Source organism: Haladaptatus sp. DJG-WS-42 (assembly GCF_037198285.1).
GTDB lineage: Archaea > Halobacteriota > Halobacteria > Halobacteriales > Halococcaceae > QDMS2.
Genome location: NZ_CP147243.1, coordinates 2,157,463 through 2,174,121 on the forward strand (window position 1 = coordinate 2,157,463; position 16,659 = coordinate 2,174,121).

Annotated in this window: 17 protein-coding genes; 1 reads left to right on the plus strand and 16 read right to left on the minus strand. The window is 62.6% G+C overall.

Annotation, left to right across the window (positions count from 1 at the left end):
* Positions 1-33: 33 nt before the first annotated feature.
* From V5N47_RS11660 to V5N47_RS11675, 4 genes are read right to left on the minus strand one after another with little or no spacing between them, the layout of a single operon-like run.
* Positions 34-633: a CoA pyrophosphatase gene (locus tag V5N47_RS11660; protein ID WP_338727703.1), complete on the minus strand. Its 600-nt coding sequence runs from the start codon at positions 631-633 to the stop codon at positions 34-36.
* Positions 634-658: 25 nt separating this feature from the next.
* Complete coding sequence (locus V5N47_RS11665) at positions 659-1,120, minus strand: hypothetical protein (RefSeq protein WP_338727705.1); 462 nt, start codon at positions 1,118-1,120, stop codon at positions 659-661.
* A 26-nt stretch (positions 1,121-1,146) separates the two neighbouring features.
* A complete protein-coding gene (locus tag V5N47_RS11670) occupies positions 1,147-2,247 on the minus strand; it encodes a glycosyl transferase family 2 (protein WP_338727707.1) in 1,101 nt (366 codons plus the stop codon).
* A gap of 40 nt (positions 2,248-2,287) precedes the next feature.
* On the minus strand, positions 2,288-3,466 hold the full coding sequence (locus V5N47_RS11675) for an MFS transporter (protein ID WP_338727708.1): 1,179 nt from the start codon (positions 3,464-3,466) through the stop codon (positions 2,288-2,290).
* A gap of 81 nt (positions 3,467-3,547) precedes the next feature.
* On the opposite strand from V5N47_RS11675, the gene V5N47_RS11680 reads away from it, so the two are divergent.
* Positions 3,548-3,718 (plus strand): HVO_0758 family zinc finger protein, encoded by a 171-nt coding sequence (locus V5N47_RS11680; protein ID WP_338727709.1) that lies wholly within the window; start codon positions 3,548-3,550, stop codon positions 3,716-3,718.
* Here V5N47_RS11680 and V5N47_RS11685 read toward each other — a convergent pair whose 3' ends face one another.
* The 12 genes from V5N47_RS11685 to V5N47_RS11740 all read right to left on the minus strand — a co-directional run bounded on the left by V5N47_RS11685 (position 3,719) and on the right by V5N47_RS11740 (position 16,612).
* Complete coding sequence (locus tag V5N47_RS11685; protein ID WP_338727710.1) at positions 3,719-4,807, minus strand: aldo/keto reductase; 1,089 nt, start codon at positions 4,805-4,807, stop codon at positions 3,719-3,721.
* A gap of 36 nt (positions 4,808-4,843) precedes the next feature.
* Complete coding sequence (locus V5N47_RS11690; protein WP_338727711.1) at positions 4,844-6,019, minus strand: DHHA1 domain-containing protein; 1,176 nt, start codon at positions 6,017-6,019, stop codon at positions 4,844-4,846.
* 73 nt (positions 6,020-6,092) lie between these two features.
* On the minus strand, positions 6,093-6,986 hold the full coding sequence (locus V5N47_RS11695) for an SDR family oxidoreductase (RefSeq protein WP_338727712.1): 894 nt from the start codon (positions 6,984-6,986) through the stop codon (positions 6,093-6,095).
* The gene (locus V5N47_RS11700) at positions 6,986-7,414 is read right to left on the minus strand and encodes a DUF5791 family protein (protein WP_338727714.1); all 429 of its coding nucleotides are present in this window, start codon (positions 7,412-7,414) and stop codon (positions 6,986-6,988) included. Before V5N47_RS11700 ends, V5N47_RS11695 begins: the two co-directional genes overlap by 1 nt.
* A gap of 34 nt (positions 7,415-7,448) precedes the next feature.
* Positions 7,449-10,460, minus strand: a complete 3,012-nt coding sequence (locus V5N47_RS11705) for a hypothetical protein (protein ID WP_338727716.1) — start codon at positions 10,458-10,460, stop codon at positions 7,449-7,451.
* A complete protein-coding gene (locus V5N47_RS11710) occupies positions 10,457-11,272 on the minus strand; it encodes a hypothetical protein (protein WP_338727717.1) in 816 nt (271 codons plus the stop codon). Before V5N47_RS11710 ends, V5N47_RS11705 begins: the two co-directional genes overlap by 4 nt.
* Positions 11,269-11,655 (minus strand): hypothetical protein, encoded by a 387-nt coding sequence (locus V5N47_RS11715; RefSeq protein ID WP_338727718.1) that lies wholly within the window; start codon positions 11,653-11,655, stop codon positions 11,269-11,271. The genes V5N47_RS11710 and V5N47_RS11715 overlap by 4 nt, the downstream gene beginning before the upstream one ends.
* Positions 11,633-12,103: a hypothetical protein gene (locus V5N47_RS11720; RefSeq protein ID WP_338727719.1), complete on the minus strand. Its 471-nt coding sequence runs from the start codon at positions 12,101-12,103 to the stop codon at positions 11,633-11,635. The genes V5N47_RS11715 and V5N47_RS11720 overlap by 23 nt, the downstream gene beginning before the upstream one ends.
* A 32-nt stretch (positions 12,104-12,135) precedes the next feature.
* Positions 12,136-13,821, minus strand: coding sequence for a type II secretion system protein (locus V5N47_RS11725; RefSeq protein ID WP_338727720.1), 1,686 nt, complete (start codon positions 13,819-13,821; stop codon positions 12,136-12,138).
* A gap of 14 nt (positions 13,822-13,835) precedes the next feature.
* Positions 13,836-15,731, minus strand: coding sequence for a type II/IV secretion system ATPase subunit (locus V5N47_RS11730; RefSeq protein ID WP_338727722.1), 1,896 nt, complete (start codon positions 15,729-15,731; stop codon positions 13,836-13,838).
* Between the two features lie 33 nt (positions 15,732-15,764).
* Positions 15,765-16,223, minus strand: a complete 459-nt coding sequence (locus tag V5N47_RS11735) for a hypothetical protein (RefSeq protein WP_338727724.1) — start codon at positions 16,221-16,223, stop codon at positions 15,765-15,767.
* On the minus strand, positions 16,220-16,612 hold the full coding sequence (locus tag V5N47_RS11740; RefSeq protein ID WP_338727726.1) for a hypothetical protein: 393 nt from the start codon (positions 16,610-16,612) through the stop codon (positions 16,220-16,222). Before V5N47_RS11740 ends, V5N47_RS11735 begins: the two co-directional genes overlap by 4 nt.
* Positions 16,613-16,659: the final 47 nt, after the last annotated feature.

A 16,659-nucleotide genomic window follows, 5' to 3' on the forward strand; every position in this document is an offset into this window, starting at 1 on the left:
CAGACGCAGACTTACTCTTTCGCGCCTGGGCGCTCAAGTGGGTAAGTCTGCGTCTGGATCAACCACCCGATCAACTTCCGGCGGCATCTCCCAGTCGGTTGCGACTTGGAGGAAGTTCACGAGAATCCGGCCGGTCGCACCCCAGACGGTGTAGCCATCGACGTGGAAAAAGTGCAGACGGATGTCGCCGTAGTGGGGGTGCATTCGGCGCTCTGATTCGTAGTTGTCGAGATTCGTGAGGTCTGCGAGTTTGAGGACGACGATTTCTGCGACCTCGCGTTCGTCGGGGGTGTATGTTGTGTCCGGGACGGTGGCGACGAACGGGCGGACGGCATAGCTCGTAATCGTCCGAATATCGTCGAGCCTGCCCACGATGTCGGCGGTCGCGGGGTCTAAGCCAATCTCTTCGTTGGCCTCTCGCAGCGCAGTTGCCGCGAGGTCATCGTCTGCGGGTTCGTGCCCGCCGCCGGGAAACGACATCTGGCCGGGGTGCTCACCGAGGTGGTCTGCGCGCTTCGTAAACAGCAGCCACGGTTCGCCGTCACGGGTGAGGATGGGGACGAGCACACCCGCCTCTCGCTCCTCGTCCGTGACCGCTGTGGGCGAGTAGCGAGCCACCCGGTCGAGATTCATAGTCAAAGTCATGCGATGGAGCGGCTTAATTCGCCCGGGCTGAATCGAGCAGGTCGCGTTCGTCGTCTAACTCGACCGGCCCCCACGCTTCTAAGTCGTAGCTCACGTCGAGCAGGTGGTGGATGCGCTCGTCATCGTCGTCGTTCACCGCGGCCGCCGCGTCCTTGCGAAATTGGGCTTCGAGCGGCGTGATAATTGCCTCGCGGTCTACCTCGCGCTTTTCGACCGAGAGGATGTGCGGGAGGTCTTCGCCGCCGTCAGGCAGTTCGGGAAACGCGACGGGGCCGGGCGTGAGATAGCTCGTGCCCTCGCGCTCGAATTCAACCAGAAAGTAGCGTTCGATGGCAGCATCTATCTCCTCGACTGGAACCTCGCCTTCGTCGCCGTTTCTGTAGGCGAGTTCCGAGAGTGCGGTGGTGAGTTCCTCGCGTGTGAGCGCAGCAAAGAGCGAAACCACTCCCGCGAGTTCGTCGTGAGTCAAGTCCATTGCCTGCTCCTTTCTGCCAGTCGTGCTTAATCTTCATCCCTCGCCTGTGCGAGGTCTGCCTGTGCTGCGTCCCACACCTCGTCTGGCGAGAGCGAACTCTCGTCCCACGATGGGAGGCGCGTGTCCTCTGAGAGCGGTTCGATGGCAGCTGCATACACCGAAACCTGCTCGCGTTCTGCCTCGCGGTCGTAGTCGAGCCCGTTGAACGCCGCGTCTGCGCCGTACTGGCGGATGAACTCGTAGGCGACCTCTTCGTACCGACTTGGCAGACTCTCGTAGTCAGGCGTCACGTCGTGGTCTGCGAGCACTTGCAAGAGCGCCTGCCCGACACCGTGGCTCATCTCCGAGAGGCCGGTCGGCCCCGACACCGCGCGGTGGTCGTGTTCGTGTTTGCCCAAATCGACCTGGGCAGCGCCGGTGAAGCCAACCGCGCCGAAGGCGTCGCCGAGCGTCGAGAGTTCGAGCCCCCACTGGCGCTGTGGCCGGAGGTGGCGAGCGAGCTTCGAGGTGACCGCGAACTCCCCGGCGAGCGGGTAGCGAAACGCCGCCAGAAAGTCGAGCACCGGTGCGTCGTGTTCTGCTACGAGCGCCTGGATGAGCGGCGCGACGAACAGCCGGGCCAGCCGCCCGTAGAGCTGGTTGTTCTCGACGCGAGCGTAGTAGCCCTTCGTAAACTCGAACTCGCCTGCGAGCGGCGAGAGCAGCCGTGGAACGTGCGCCCGTGAGTAGGTTTTCGCATCCGCATCATGAACCACGACAAACTCCTCGCTCGCGGCGAGGCCAAGCGCGAGCCACACGTCTCTGCCCTTACCCATCGCACCCGAGACACCAGCATCTGAGAGGAGAGTTCTGAGGGTCGGGCCGTTACACCAGAGAAGGTCCACGTCGAGGTCGAAGGTGTCGAACCAGTCTCGAAAGTCCTCGACGTGATCTGCACTCGCCCGAAGCGGGACGACCACGCGGGCCGGGGAAACGGTTTCGAGCGTCGAAAGGACGCGCTCTGCGGCGAGTCCGGCGTACTCGCGTTCGGTCATTGGCACGACGACGGCGGCCCGGTCGGTCGGTGCGTCGGGGACGTGCCCGGTGAGGTCGTGGAGCGTCGTGACGCGCTCTTGGACGTACTCCATTGCTGGCTGATAGGTTCCGAGATGCAAAAAGCGGCGCTATTCAGGCATCGGCTCCGCCGCGTCGAGGGATGTAGCCTGCCCGGTTGAGCACGAAGAGGACGACCATGAAGCCGACGAGACAGAGGGCGAAAAACTGGTACACCCGCGAATAGCTGTACCCGATATCGGTGAGGCCACCGACCACGTACGACCCCGTCGCCTGCATTGGCATCATCGTCCCGCTGAACACGGCGTACGCACTCCCCTTGTGGTTGTCCGGGAGCGAGGTGAGCATGTAGGTGTCCACCGTCGGAAACAGGCTGTGGACGACGAAGCCGAGGACGGTACTCACGGCGATGAGCGGGATAAGGCCGGAGGTGAGCGTGAGCGCCACGAGACTCACGGAGAACGCGCCGATGATGGCGAGCAGGAGTCGGACGGTGTCGAAGCGGTCTGCGAACCGGCCGCCGACAAAGAAGGCGGGGACGCCCGCGGCGAACACGACCGACAGCATGGTTCTCGACGTTCCGGGGGCGAGGCCTTTTGCGGTCAGATACGAAGGATACCAGTTGAACAGCCCGTTCCAGACGAACGAGGTCGCACCGATGAAGGCGATGCCAGCGAGGATAATCGGCCACTGGTGGCGAACCGCGGCGAGGAGGTCTCGGTCTGACGCGCCGCTGTTCGGGATATCTGTCTGGCGGGCGACGAGGTAGAGAACGCCCGTCGTGAGTAGCGCGACGACGGCGACGAGTTGGAACACCGCCCGCCACGTATCGAGGAACAAGACGGCGGTGACGAGCAACGGCGCGAGAACTGCCGCGAGCTGGCTCGACATGCCGTGAATCCCGATTGCCCGGCCCAAACGCTGGGGGTACAACTCACTCACGAGCGGATTCGCCGCCATGAAGTACGCACCACTGGCAAGCCCCATCGAAAAGGAGCCGACCATCAGCATCTGGACAGATGTGGCGAGCGAGGTGAACAGCGAGGCGACGGTCAAGATGAGTCCCGTGAGGAGGATGACCCGGTGACGGCGAACCCGCGTGAGGAGGTAGCCCGTCGGAATCCGGGGGACGGCACTGCCCATCCACGCGAGGGTTGCCACCAGCCCCATCGTCGTCCGCGTCGTGTTGAAATCGACGATGAGCGGCTCTAAGAGGGGTGCAAACAGCACTCTCCCCAAGTTGACGAGAAACACCATCGCACACAGCGACCCGAAGAGCTGGCGGCGTGACACACCCGGATTTTCGTGAGCGCACCCTCAAAGGTTGCGAACTGACCCTGGTATTTTTCCCCGATGGCTTCGTAGGCCGGTGGTATGGAATCCACCCGCAAGGGCCTTCGGTCGGGCGCAATCACCAAAGATACCTACGAGCGACTCACCTGCGCGGCGTGCAATAAGGCACTCAAAACGCGCAATGACCCGGACGAAATCGGGTCGATTCGGGTGTGTCCGGACTGCGGAACCGAGTGGCGCGAACTGCGCTAATCACTCGAAAATCGCGTCGAACGCACGGGCGCCCATCGCGTCTCCCTCACCGGCTTTCAGGTTTTCTTCGACGTGGGCGGGCGACGACATCCCGACAAGCGAACACGTCACGCCCGGCCCGCTCCTCGCAAAGTTGAGCGACCGCTGTGCCGTCGTCTCGCCGGGCAGTTGGGCGGCCACCGCCTCGGGGAGGTCTGTCGCCAGTTTTCCTTGCAACAGACTCGCGCTCGTGAACACGTTGAGTCCGGCTTCGCGCGCGAACCAGAGCGCGCTCTGGGGGCCGTCCGGGCCGTCGTGACTTTCGACAGTGAATGCATCCGCCATCCGGACGTTGAACGGCAACTGAATCGCGCGAAAGTGCGTCGCGGTGTTGCCCGCGGCACGGGCGGCTTTCCGCGCCCGCGAGACGACTTCGACAATCGAGAGGTAGTGGTCGTGGGATTTCGGCACCCGAAAGGCGTCCCACGTCGCCACGCCGTAGTGGTTGATGTCGCCGTTGGCCGCGCGTTCTTCGAGTCGGGTGAACGCGGCTTCGAGTTGGTCGTACACGTCTTCGGGTGAACGCACGTCGAGTTGCGTCTCCGGGTTGTGGACGTAGTAGAGGTCGATGGTATCGAGGTCGAGATTCGAGAGCGAGCGGTCGAGTTGGTCGTCAATGTACGCTGGAGAAATACAGTGGCTGCCATGAGCCAACTCGTCGCTGGCGACGATGCCCGAATCGACGTACTCAGATTTGACGTACGCACCCGGATTCTCGGGCCGGTCGCCGTCGAAGGGAACGAACCCGCCTTTGGTCGAAATTAAGATTTCGTCGCGCTCAACGTCAGCGTCCGCGAGCGCCTTCCCGACCACACGCTCACTGCGCTGGTTTCGGTAGTTGATAGCGGTGTCAACGACGTTACAGCCAGATTCGAGCGCGGTGACGATGGCGTCGTGATAGGCGTCGTCCACCGTGTCGGTGGCGTCGCCAAGGTAGGTGCCAACGCCGATACTCGTGACCGTCTGGTCGCCAAACCGTCGAAAGTACGCGCGGCCGTACCGCTCGAAGTAGCGGTTGCGGTAGCGCCACGTCCCGTCCTGTGTGGCCATACAGCGCCTTACGGCGCGAGCAATAAAAGCGGGAAGTTAGAGTTCGCCCGCCATCCCGTCGAACAGACGGTCTACGAGTTCGGAGCGATTGAGGCCTTTTCGCGGCCCGATTCCTTCCATGTGCTCGACTGAGAGTTGGCCGCCGCCCATCCGCGCGTGGCCGCCCGCACTCGACATCGGGATGTTGTCGACGACTTCCTGGAGGGTTTTTCCCATGTGGACGCGGTCGTCACGCGAGCGGCCCGAGAGGTGAATCGTTCCGTTTCGAGAGCCGAGGACGACAACCGCAGTCACGCCTTCGAGGCGGACGAGTTCGTCTGCGGCTTGGGGAATGGCATCGACGATTTCAACGTCGCCCACGTCGCTCACGGCGAACGGCGGGTTCACGTCGCACTTCGTAATCGCGCGGGCTTTGATTTTGAGCACCTCACCTTCGACTTGTGGGTTTGCGATGCGGTCGAGTGCGTCTTCATCAACGCCCGCAAAGAGATAGCTACACGCCTGAAACTCTGCCGCAGAACAGCCCTTCGTCAGGTGCTTCGTGTCTGCTTGAATGCCGTAGAGCAAGCCCGTCGCAAGCTCATGGGGAAGCGGTTTTTCGACCGTTTCGTCCTCTTTGTGTGGTTCGTAGCCCTGTTGGTCGAGATACTCTGCAAGAATTGTCGAACACGCGCCGTAGTCGGTTCGACAGTCGGTGAATTGTGTGCCTGTGCCGGTGCCGGGGTGGTGGTCGATGACCGCGAACGGCGTGATTCCAGACGCTCCATTGAACCCGCGAGACACGTTGTGGTCTACAAGTACGACGTTCTTTGAGGTGAGTTCGCTCGCGTTGTCGATGTTCTGGAGTTCGAGGTCGAGCACCGTCTCGAACGCCCGATTTTCTTGGTGGCGAATCTTCCCCGGATACTGCAGCGTCGCTTTCGTATCAACACTGTCTGCGAGAAAGGCAACGGCGGCCGCACAGGCCATCGCGTCCGGGTCGGGGTTCGGATGCATCAACACCGACACCTCGTCGTACTTCTGCAGTTGTTTCACAAAGCGCGCCCCTTTGGGCCGTCGAAGTCGAGGCGTGCCGTTTCTGAACGCGACCACGAGAATAAGAAGGACGACCAGTGCGACTACGACGAGTACGAGCGGATTTTGCTCGATAAAGGCCGAAGCAGTATCGGTCAACTGACCGAAATCTCCTCCTACGACGGCCTGTTTCGACATATCAATCCGCTCTACGCCGACTGGTAAGTATGTTACCCTCAATCACGAAACTCAACTGAATTTAGTTGACATATTACGCTCCTGCTTTGCGGTGAGCATCGATAGCCGCGCGGTAGCCCTCGCGGTAGGTTGGATACGTTAGCTCGTAGCCAAGCGAGCGCAGGTGCTCGTTCGAACACCGCTTGCTCGTCAGAAGCCGGCGTTTGGCGGCCGCAGAGAGTGTCTCATCTGCGAGGCGCTCGGCTTTCGTCTGCTTTGGCGGCTCAGCCACATCACACGCGGTGGCGAGCCAGTCGGCAAACTCCCACTTCGAGGCGGGTTCATCGTCTGCGACCAGTACAACCTCACCGCGTGCACAGTCCGTTTCGAGGAAATAGCGGAGCGCCCCGGCCGCATCGTCTCGGTGCACCATGTTGAGATACCCCTCCGTCACCGGCCCCGTAAGGTAGCGGTCAAGCCGGTATCTGTCCGGCCCATATAGCCCAGCAAAGCGTGCGACGGTGCCGTCGATGCCGACTGTGTCAGCCGCAGAAAGCGCCACGTCCTCGGCCGCTGCGAGGACGCGTGTCTTCTCGGTGGTTGGGTCAATCGCTGTCTGCTCGTCCACCCACGCGCCGTCGTGGTCGCCGTACACGCCCGTACTGGAGGTGTAGATGAGGCGGTCGGGAGCGGTTTCCCGGTCGGCAAAGTGGTTGAGCGCGCCTTCGAGTCCGTCCACGAAAATCCGGCGTGCTGCCTCTGGACCACGTCCCCCGGAACTCGCCGCGAACACGAGTGCATCGACGTCCGGAACTGCCGCGAGTGAGTCCGGGTCGGTTAGGTCTGCTTGCACCGCCTCGAATCCGGCGGCTTCGATGGCAGACAGTCCCGACTCAGACCGGCGGACACCGACGACTTCGTGGTCAGTCGAAAGCTGGCGGCCGAGTTCCAGCCCGACGTAGCCACAGCCAAGGATTGCGACGCGCATCAGCGTTTGCGACTTTCGATGAACTGGTGGAGCGAGGCGAACTCGGTGAGCGTCATTGGTGCGCGCCCTTCGATTTTCTGCTGGATGTCGCGCGCGTCGAGATGGTTGTTCAGCCCCGATTCGATGGCTTCCACGTCGAGAATCGCCATTGTCATCCCCATCAACAGGTGGTCGCGCACTTCGACCAGAATGGTTCGCTTGTCCGGAAGGTCGTCGTTACAGGCGAGAATCGACGCGGCGTCTTCGAGTGTCAGCGCCGGGGAGTCGCCGCCTGCGAGTTCTTCGATGATTTCTACGTCCACATCGCTCTTGGTTGCGACCGTTTCGATGCCTACCGCGGAAATCGTGTCGCGCAACTCCGTTTCGTAGAGGGCGCGAAGCTCGGTGGGCGACAGGTCGCCCGCTTCGTCGCTCACGTCGTACAACATGCTCCTCGCTTAGCCCTCCGGGTACAAGTGGTTGTCACTTGTTGTGCGCCCGACTCTCATCGCCCCAGCCTGCAGAGCGCTCGTCTGCGTTCCCGTCGATGTCGCCAACACCCGTCCCACCGGGCGGCACGACGACGACAACTGCAGTTTCGACCGAAAACGACACGCGCGGTGCTCGTCCGAACCGTTCTTTCGCACCGTCGCCGTCCACGTCGAGTGTCGCGGTTTGCCCGGCGCGCGTGTAGGCGATGGCCTCCGAACCGGTCGGTGCACCGACGGTGAATCGCGCATATTCACCCTCCACGTTCGCCGTCCAGAGGTTCGTTGTCGCGTACCAGTAGCCGGGAACGGGCGCGACGGGAAGGCCAGACGGCAGTCGCGCGAACGACCGGTCTAATCGCTTTTCAAGTACGGCCTTGCTCGTCTGCTTGGTTGCATTGGCGACCACCTCACGAGCCGCTGTGTTGACCACGTGTCGAGTTATTTGGAGGGTTTCGTTCACCGAGCGTTCCGTTGGCTGGGCTCGCTTTTCGCGGAGTGAGGTCGTGATTGCGACGTTCAATTGCACGGCGAGCCGCTCTTGGTTCACATCGGAAGATACCTGCGCCGCCCGCCGCGCAACCGCTTCGCTCGCACTCTCGTTGGTGTACGCGAGCGCGGTTTCAGCGGGAGTGTTCCCCCGAGCAAGTGCTGTAGAGACGAGCTGCCTGCGCGCCTCGTCGCTTCCTCCTACATCGTTCGCTGCAAGGGTCTCTACCGCGCTCGTCTCGACGTGGCTTGTACTTTCGATAACCGCGACTCGAAGCTCATCACGAGCCGACACGAGCGAGTCGTTCGCGGCCGAATCGGGCACCTTCGACGCCGCTTGGAGCACTTCTGCGGCGGCCGAAAGCTGAACACGACCGTTGTTCGCTCCGAAGCCCGCAGTGACCGTGTCTGCTGCGTCTCCGTAGGGAACGGTGAACAGATTTTGATTTCTCGCACGCATCGGGTGAGTCGGTGCACTGAGCGCCGGGACAGTTTTGCGGTTCACCTCAGACAGCGTGAGATACGCCGGGGCACCATCGACCGAAAGCGAAATCTGGCCCGAAAATTCGCCACCAACCGAGCGAGTGTTCCCCTGCGTGACCGCGCGCTGGGCGTCGAGAATCGCCACGACATTGTCTATCGACTTCGCAACGGTGTCAGAGAGGGCATCGTCCACCCCTGATTTCGCCGTCTCCGTCTCTTCTGCGCGCGAGTTGAGATTTGCGATTACCGCATCAAGATAGGCAGCTCGCGCGGCAACGCGAGCTTTCGCAGCCACGCTTGGATACGAGTTTGGCGCGTCAATCAATCGAGGGCGTTCTGCTTCGAGCCGGGCTGCGAGCTGGCCCGCTGGATTCGTCTGGAAGGTGCCGACGCGCTGGCGCGAGACGTTCACCGAGAGCTGTTTGACCTCTTGATGGAGCGAGAAGAGGTCTGTGCGCACGTACTCGCGGACGCTGATTGGTTTCGCCCCGTTAATGCGAACTGCATCCGTATCGATCCTTCTCGAGACCGACGCGCGAGCAACTGAATCTTCACCACCTGCGTCGTCGATGAGCCGAGCGCGTGCCTTTCCAACGACACCTGCCAAATTTGGGTCTTGGAGGTGGCCTGTCCCAGCTTGGTGAACGGTTCGAATCGGACGGTCGGGTGCGTTCTGACTCGGTGCGTGCATGCCAACAAGCGCTATCGTGACGACGTTCGTTTCGTACCCGTTCTCGACGGTTTGGATGGTTCGATTCCCGTTCACCCACATTCGGGTGACACTGGTCGTTTCAGTCACTTTCCGGTGGAATTGGTCGAGGACGTGCCAGCCATTGAGCCCCGAAACTGCGGGTCGGGACACCGATTCGACCGTCGTGTCGGTTCGCACTCGTTCATCGACCAACGTCCAGTTCACACCGGGTGGTGTCGGGTCTTGAATCCGCTCTTCATCGACCTGTGAGACGTGCGCCTGAAGCTTCGTCTCGGCACTGTACACCGACTCGATTGCGTCGTCCATCGCACCGCCCTCTCCGGTGACCGAGAGGAACGCCCGGTCTGCGGCGAGCCCCGGTGAAACTGTCGTGGTCGCGTTCTGTCGACCAGTAACTCCACCAGCTTCGGAATTTGCCTGCGCTTTCGGTGCGTTTGGCTTCAGCACGTAGCCCACCCAACTTTCTCCGCCAGTGCCGGTCGCCGCGAGGAGGTCTTTGAGGCCAAGCCCGAGCGTTGCTCGACTGTGGGCGCGAACACCATCTGTATCGCGTTTGCCGAAGACGAGGCGTTGTTCTTCGAGCAACGCCCCGTTCGTCAGCACCTCTGTGTGGCGGTTGGCGAGGACGTTCTGGATTGGTGCGCCGCCGTATTGGGCGTACCCGCGCGCCCAAACTGCGCCGTACAGCCGGGCGGTCACACGCCGAGACAAGCCGGGGTCGAGGGGGCCGCGGTTCAGCCGTCGCTCGTATTGTTCGACTCGGTCGTGGAGCGCGAGCACTGGCGTTGCAACGACGACCTCGATGGTTTTGTCGCGCTGTTCGACCACGCGCGACCCGCGCACGGCACGAATCGAGACATTCTCGACGCGAACGCGGAGCGCGGTTGCATTTTCGCCACCCGCTTCGATGTGAACGCGCTGTTTCGCCCGCCGCAAGTCGGCTGGCGATTCGACTCGCGGCAATGTGGCGGTCGTTTCGACGTCCCCCACATGCGACTTGACAGTGCGGAGGTCACGGTGGAGTTGGAGATAAATCCTGATTCGTACCCAGTCTCGGAAGGGCGCCTCTTCACTGAGTACGTCGCCCCATTTCGTGTCTGCGGGGTTGACCACTGGCGTTGCTGCCGCCTCCCGACTCGCGGATTTGACGCTCTGTCGGGTGACGGTCTGCAGGCTCGCGGTCACGTCGTCCATGGTTCGCTCGATGGCCGGTGTCGTGGTCGTAGTCGTCTGTGAATAGAGCCCCGATGAGAGTGCAGCACTGCTAACGAGCAACAGCACGCCAACGAGTGCGAACGGCACGCGGGCACGGTCGTCCATCATGCAGCCCACACCGTGACCGTAAGTCGGACAGTGCTCACGGAGATTGCGCGTGCGGCTTCCTGTGGAGTCGCGAACGAAGCTCTGAGGTCAGCTTCGAGATGTGATTTAAGTGCTTCTCGCAGAACACGTCGCACAGTGTCGCGATCACCAACTGCGAGTGCGTCTTCGATGTTCACCCCGAGCACTGCGGCAAGCCGCTGTGCGCGTCGTCGGGCCGCCAGTGCGGCTGGGTCGTTGCGCCGAGGTTCGAGCTGTGAGTTGGGTGCGACGTACCCCTCTACGATCGCAGCTGCAACAACCGTCGCCACGCCCGCATAGCCCTCACGCCCAGCAGCGTCAGTGGCTATTGTTCTCGCCTCGGGCATCCCGCTTGGAACCGTGAGCGTCGCTGTGTGTGCTGGCGTCCTCTCTGGAGGAGTTCGCCCAACCGCGAAACAGCCGTCCAGTGGTGCACCAGGGTACGGGACCCATTTCGCGGTCACTGCGACGTGTGCATCCGACCTGCGTGTCGCATTCGCCACGGCAGTTTCGATGGCCTGTGTGGCCACCGATTCATCGCGCCCTTCTGGCCCGGTGAGATTGGCGACTGCGGCATCCGCCACTAGGGCGGCGTAGGTGCCGCGGTGGTGTGTCTCCTCACCTGGCGAATGCGGTACTGTCACCGCTGTCGTGCTCGTTGCGAGCGCCTGAGCTTCGGCCTCCGCATCGGGTGGCTGGTCATCAACTGTGGGCGGCAGTGTGAACGCGACGAGGGCTCCAGAGAGAAGCAAGAGAAACAGCGACACGTCCACCACGGTGCTCATCGCTCTCATTGCCACATCCTCACGGTGAGCCAGCCCGGATTGATGCAGCCGGGGGCGACACGAATGCTGACACGCGCTCTTGCAGTGACTGCGTTCGTTGGTGGTGTTGGTCCGCGTGTCCACCGCTCGGCTGCGGTTTCGAGCGTGACGTTCGTCTCGTAGCCTGCTGGTCCAACCGAGTCGAGGTCAGTCAGCGTTTCAGGTTCAACGACGCCATTCGTCTGCAGCTGTGCCGACATCTGGTGGAGCGTCGGCGTTGGGTTCACCTGTTGGCTTGGCAGGAAGTCGGTCACAACGCCAGCGTAGAGGCTCATTCCGAGGCCGACGACGACCACCGCGATGAGCGCCGGAACGGGGTCGAGTTGCCCCCTACGCGCTGACGAGCGTTGCATTGACACCCTCCCATGTGAGTTTCCGCATGGTGAGTCTCGTCGGTGCTGGCCGCCACGTCGCAGGCGCTTCACGCGCTTCGAGACACGCCTGTTTGAACGACGTTGCATTGTCGAACACCTTCCTCGGTGGCGCGCCCTGAAGCACTCGCCAGAGCGCAGTTCCCCGCGAAACGGGCGTAATCGGACCGTAAGCAAACGTGCCGTGGGTGACGGTGTCGCCGGTTTTGACGGCGACTCGTTGCGAGCCGAGTTTGATGCGCTCTGCACTCAACGGATGCTCGCCAGTGGCGTTGTAGGGACTTGCGGCCACACGGTCGATTGAGGTGGTGAGCGGCCCCGTCGCGGCTGGCGCAGCTGTGGGCAGACTAAGCGTTACGCCGAGCACCGCGACGCTCACCACGCTCACGCCAAGCCAGATGTAGACGGACTCTGCAGGCAGGTCAAACATGGCTCGGAGTGGCCCCATTTTCTGGTATAAACTTACGTGAGGTGGGCGGTCACTTCGACCGTCGCGAGAAACACGGTGGGTGCAACGACCAGCGCGATACCGACGTGGTAGCCAACCTGCGCCCGATTCAGTCCGGCTTCGAGACCGACACTGAGCGTGGTAAGAAGCACAGCGAGAATGAGGACATAGACGCCGATAGCTGCGCCGAGTGTATCGAAGGCAAGGGCTTGACTCGCCAGTTTCGAGTTGGTCCCAGTAAGGCTCGTTGCGAGCGCGACGGTCGTTCCACCAACGAGCGGGGCGAAGATGAGACCGGTTTGTCGAAGCGTGTCTGTCACCTGCCGAAGGCTCCGGCGGGCGTGCGCTTCGACCTGCTGTAGGTCGTCGAGATGGTCTGCCATCGAGACGATTGCGTGCCCTGCGGGCCGTCCCTCAGTTGCTGCAAGCGCGAGGAGTGTCGCGGCGCTCTCGACGCGCGGACTCGGCAGGGTCGAAAGCGCTCCGTGTGGTCCACAGAAGGCGCTCTTGAGGTCGGTTTTCAACACCCGCTGGGTGCGCGCGGCAGCCGTGAATACGTCGCTTGTTTCCCCACCGAGCTCCTCGCCCACATCCACGAGTGCGGCGTCTACGGCCGTCCCGGTCTGGACTCGCTGGCCAACGAGATATAGTGCGTCTGCGAGGCCGTCTTCGACCGCACGAATCCGCGTCTGAATCTGTGTCACCGGGTGAAACCACACGATGAGTGTACTGCCAACCCCCGCGCCAATCGCCACAAGCGACGCACCCCACGATTGTCCGAACAGCGTCGTTAACGCGTAAGCGAGTACGCCCACCCCACTGCCCACTACCGGTGCCCACCGCCGCCATGGTGGAAGAGAGGGGTGGTCGGATGACACGTGTCCCGGCGGAAACACCATTGGTCGCCGGACGAGCAACCGCGCGCTCACGGCGAGAAGCGCAGTTGGCAAAAGCAGGTCATAGAGAACGATGAACACGGGAGTCGTGACCGGCAGGCCAGCCGCTGTCGCCGCGGGTAACACCGCCACGAGCGCGAGCGGGAGCAACACGCCAAACGCATACAATGCCGTCGTCGGACCGCGAATCTGTTCGACAAACGACTCGGTTCGCTCGCGCGTCCCCGAGAGGACAGCGTCGAGGGCTCTGTCGAGCGTTCGGGCGCGTTCTCCAGCAGGCGCCTGTGCTGCCGCGCCGACGAGCGACAGCGCTCGTCTGAGCGAGGGATACCACTCGTCCCATTCGGTGGCGAACGTCTCAAAGCCGCTTCGACCGGTTCCACGAGCCGTTCGGACGTGAGCCGCCAAACTCGCACCGAGCGGCCCGTCGCTCGTCTCTGCGGCGAACACCGCTGCTGACTCTGCGGTCGGGTCGAGTCGCATTCGCAAGACTGCTCGACTCACGAGCGCAGGCGTTTCGCCGAGTGCGGCCGTCCGTCTGGCGGTTGCGAGCAGGTGGGGGAGTCGGTGGATGCCATCTGCGACGAGGAGGGCGACGACGGAGACACCGAGGAGTCCAGCTATTTGGTGGCGACCGCTGGGAATGAGGAACGACACGATGGGAGCCAGTCCGGCGAACACGGAGACAGCTGCAATGTAGCCACATTTCACAACCGCCTCTGCGTCGGCTTCCCACGAGAGGAAGGCCACCGATTGATGCAACTCGTCGCTGGCCTCCACCGATACCGCCCACAGTTCGGCCAAACGAGAACGCAACCTCACGACTCCACCCGGCGGCGTGCGTGTGCGGCGACCACCTGTTCGGGCGTTGTCTGTCCGTTCGCCACGAGCTCCTCGAACCAGCTCTTGCGTGTCTCGACGCAGGCACGCACATCACTGTACGATTCTGTGGCGGTGGCAAGCGACGCCACGAGCTGACTCGACCCGCGGTCGATGCGTCCGGTCGCTTCGAGCGTTCGACCGCCTCGTTCAAACAGCGGGTAGAACGTCGTGGTTCCGTCTCGTGCAACCACTTCTTCGATGCGGACAACTCGTCGGGTTCGTCCCGCCTGACCGTCGATGGGGCGGAGCGTGACGACGAGGTCGGTTGCTCCAAACGAGCTTTCGGGGACGTTCAGGTCGGTGACGACGCGCTCTTTGACTGCGGCAGCGCCGTCGCCGTGGATAGTTCCGAGCACGGTGTTTGCCCCCGCACCGACGCGCATCGCTTCGTAGAGTGCGGCGGCTTCTTCACCGCGAACCTCGCCGATGACGAGCGCGCCGTCACCGAGTCGAAGTGCGGTTCTGAGCGCGTCTGTTGGTCCGAGTGCCGTGGTTTCGTCGTCAGTGGAGACGTGGAGTGCCTGAACGTCTCGACCGGCCGCTTGCAGTGCTGACACCGGCAACTCGGGCGTGTCCTCGATGAGGACGGTTCGCGTCGCGGCTGGTAACTCCCAGAGCAGTGCGCCGAGCAGGGCCGTTTTCCCCGCGCCCCGACCGCCAGCGATGAGACCAGTTGCACCACGTTCTACGGCGACCGACAGGAGCGCAGCCGCGTTCGCACTGAGCGTGCCGTTTCCGACAAGCGCGGCGAGCGTCCACGGCTCTCTGCCGTGTGCTCTGAAGACGAATCCAGTGCCGTCGCTCACTGGCTCTGTGACGCCTGCAACCCGAATCTCTGTTCTGTTCGTTTTGGCAACCGCGTCGAGCGTCGGACTCGCTCGCGAGAAAGTGCGTCCACTCTCCCGACGCAAGCGCGATGCAAGGGCCGCTGCACCGTTCGAGGACAGGAATACGTTCGTTTTGCAGATGTCGCCGCCCACCCGGACGCGGAGTGCATTCTCTGAGACGGGCGCGGTGGCAAACACGTCCGAAACAGCGGTGTCTGCGAACAGGTCTTCAAGCACGCCGTAGCCGCGGGTGTGTTTTCGCAGTATCGGCGCAAGCGTATCGCTGACTGCCGGGTCAGAAACAACGGCTTGCACCGCCCGACGCGGTGCGCGCGGACCGTCTCCCACCGACCCACTTGCGAGCGTGTCGATGGCCGCATCGAGGTGTGTGAGTAGCGCCGGTTCGAGGCTGTATTCTGCGGGTTCGACGTGGTAGGTATCGAGTTCGGCGGTCGGTTGTTCGTAGCGACGGATTGTCGTACCCGTGTCGAGCGATTTCGTCGCACAGAGGCGCGCCTCTGGTGGCGGGCGCGCCGTCACGCGCGAGTGGGCGAGCGAGAGGCCAACGACCGGCCGGAGGAGGTCGTCGTACGATTCGGCGTGCTGGCACAGTTCGAGCAAACCAGTTTCTGCGGCGATTCGTGCGACCGGGTCTGCCCGACCTGCCGCATCGTGGGCGGCGCGAAGCGGGTCTGTTCGGGTGCGTTCTGCGAGCCGCTCGTCGTGGACACGAATCTGCGCTGCGAACCGACCAGCGGCCACGAGCGCCGCCGCGGACTTCTCGCGGTAGGTTCGCGTCTGGCCAGCACACTGCGTTTTGATTTGCGCAACATCGCGCGCTTCGAGTGCTTCGATAACGGTTGCTCGACAGTCAGGAGCCTCTGCGAGTGCACCACGTCCCGGGCACGCTGCTGATTCAACGGTCAACTGCGCGCCGGAAAACGAGCACTCACACCGACAAGTCGCGTCTTCCGCGTCCATAAATCGACGAAACCACATGTGCATGGCCCGGAGTCGTCTCCCGTTTACTGATAAACCTCAGGGCAGCCGACGAACCGTGACAACGGTGGTTTCTGTGCGGGTTTCGAGCGTGAGCCCGAGGCGGTGTGTGCCGGGTTCGACAATTTCGATTCCCTCGGGGTGTCCGGGTGTTTCGACGCACACCCCTTCGATGAACAGCGCGTGTGGTTGGCCATCCGAAACCTGCCATCGAAGGACGCCTCCTGTTGCGGTTGGTTCGATGATGACGTGTGAAATCCGCGCACTTGTCCACGTTCGTTCGGGAAGCCTGAGCGTGATTGTGTGATGTGTGAGTGACTGCTCCGGCGAAACCGGGTCTGTCTGTGCTGGGAGCATTTCGATGGCCGTCTGGAAGTGGCTCATCGTCGCGCGCATCTGCGTCTCGGTCGATTCGATGCTCGCACGCTCTGCTGCGGGAAGGCTCACGGCGACCAGCGCGGTTGCTAAAAGCGCCGCGAGCACAACGCGGAGAATCACCGCGCTCTAAACCTGTCGAGCAGTCCGGTGGGCTCTGTGTCAGTATCTTCCGCTGGTTCAACCGAGTCGAGCGACTGGCGCGGTTCGGGTTCAGAGAGTGTCGAATCGAGGGTTCGTTCGAGTCTGTCAACTGCAGCGAGCGCGGCGTTTGCGCGCTGTTCAACGTCGTCGTTCACTGCCTTTTGTTGACCAACGTAGCCGCGAACGGCCTGCACCGCCGCGTCGAGTTCGCCGAGGCGGGTGTCGATGGTGTCAAGCCTGTCTGTGACCGCGTCCAATCGTTTGGTGAACGCTGCGACATCTTCGAGTTCAGAGACGGACTGATCTGTCTCCGTAAGCGCGCGTTCGACGGCGCTGAGTCGCTCCGTTAGCGCGTCTGTATCGGTCATAGCTCACACTGGCCTCGGCATCTGGTTTGAATGCTCGGGACAACGTT

What these genes read in the sequence shown, in the direction of transcription:
- V5N47_RS11740 (WP_338727726.1), bottom strand. Translation starts at nt 16,612, where the DNA reads ATGACCGATACAGACGCGCTAACGGAGCGACTCAGCGCCGTCGAACGC.
- V5N47_RS11710 (WP_338727717.1), bottom strand. Translation starts at nt 11,272, where the DNA reads ATGAGAGCGATGAGCACCGTGGTGGACGTGTCGCTGTTTCTCTTGCTT.
- V5N47_RS11700 (WP_338727714.1), bottom strand. Translation starts at nt 7,414, where the DNA reads ATGTTGTACGACGTGAGCGACGAAGCGGGCGACCTGTCGCCCACCGAG.
- V5N47_RS11670 (WP_338727707.1), bottom strand. Translation starts at nt 2,247, where the DNA reads ATGGAGTACGTCCAAGAGCGCGTCACGACGCTCCACGACCTCACCGGG.
- V5N47_RS11680 (WP_338727709.1), top strand. Translation starts at nt 3,548, where the DNA reads ATGGAATCCACCCGCAAGGGCCTTCGGTCGGGCGCAATCACCAAAGAT.
- V5N47_RS11695 (WP_338727712.1), bottom strand. Translation starts at nt 6,986, where the DNA reads ATGCGCGTCGCAATCCTTGGCTGTGGCTACGTCGGGCTGGAACTCGGC.
- V5N47_RS11685 (WP_338727710.1), bottom strand. Translation starts at nt 4,807, where the DNA reads ATGGCCACACAGGACGGGACGTGGCGCTACCGCAACCGCTACTTCGAG.
- V5N47_RS11715 (WP_338727718.1), bottom strand. Translation starts at nt 11,655, where the DNA reads ATGCAACGCTCGTCAGCGCGTAGGGGGCAACTCGACCCCGTTCCGGCG.
- V5N47_RS11690 (WP_338727711.1), bottom strand. Translation starts at nt 6,019, where the DNA reads ATGTCGAAACAGGCCGTCGTAGGAGGAGATTTCGGTCAGTTGACCGAT.
- V5N47_RS11730 (WP_338727722.1), bottom strand. Translation starts at nt 15,731, where the DNA reads ATGCACATGTGGTTTCGTCGATTTATGGACGCGGAAGACGCGACTTGT.
- V5N47_RS11705 (WP_338727716.1), bottom strand. Translation starts at nt 10,460, where the DNA reads ATGATGGACGACCGTGCCCGCGTGCCGTTCGCACTCGTTGGCGTGCTG.
- V5N47_RS11720 (WP_338727719.1), bottom strand. Translation starts at nt 12,103, where the DNA reads ATGTTTGACCTGCCTGCAGAGTCCGTCTACATCTGGCTTGGCGTGAGC.
- V5N47_RS11660 (WP_338727703.1), bottom strand. Translation starts at nt 633, where the DNA reads ATGAATCTCGACCGGGTGGCTCGCTACTCGCCCACAGCGGTCACGGAC.
- V5N47_RS11665 (WP_338727705.1), bottom strand. Translation starts at nt 1,120, where the DNA reads ATGGACTTGACTCACGACGAACTCGCGGGAGTGGTTTCGCTCTTTGCT.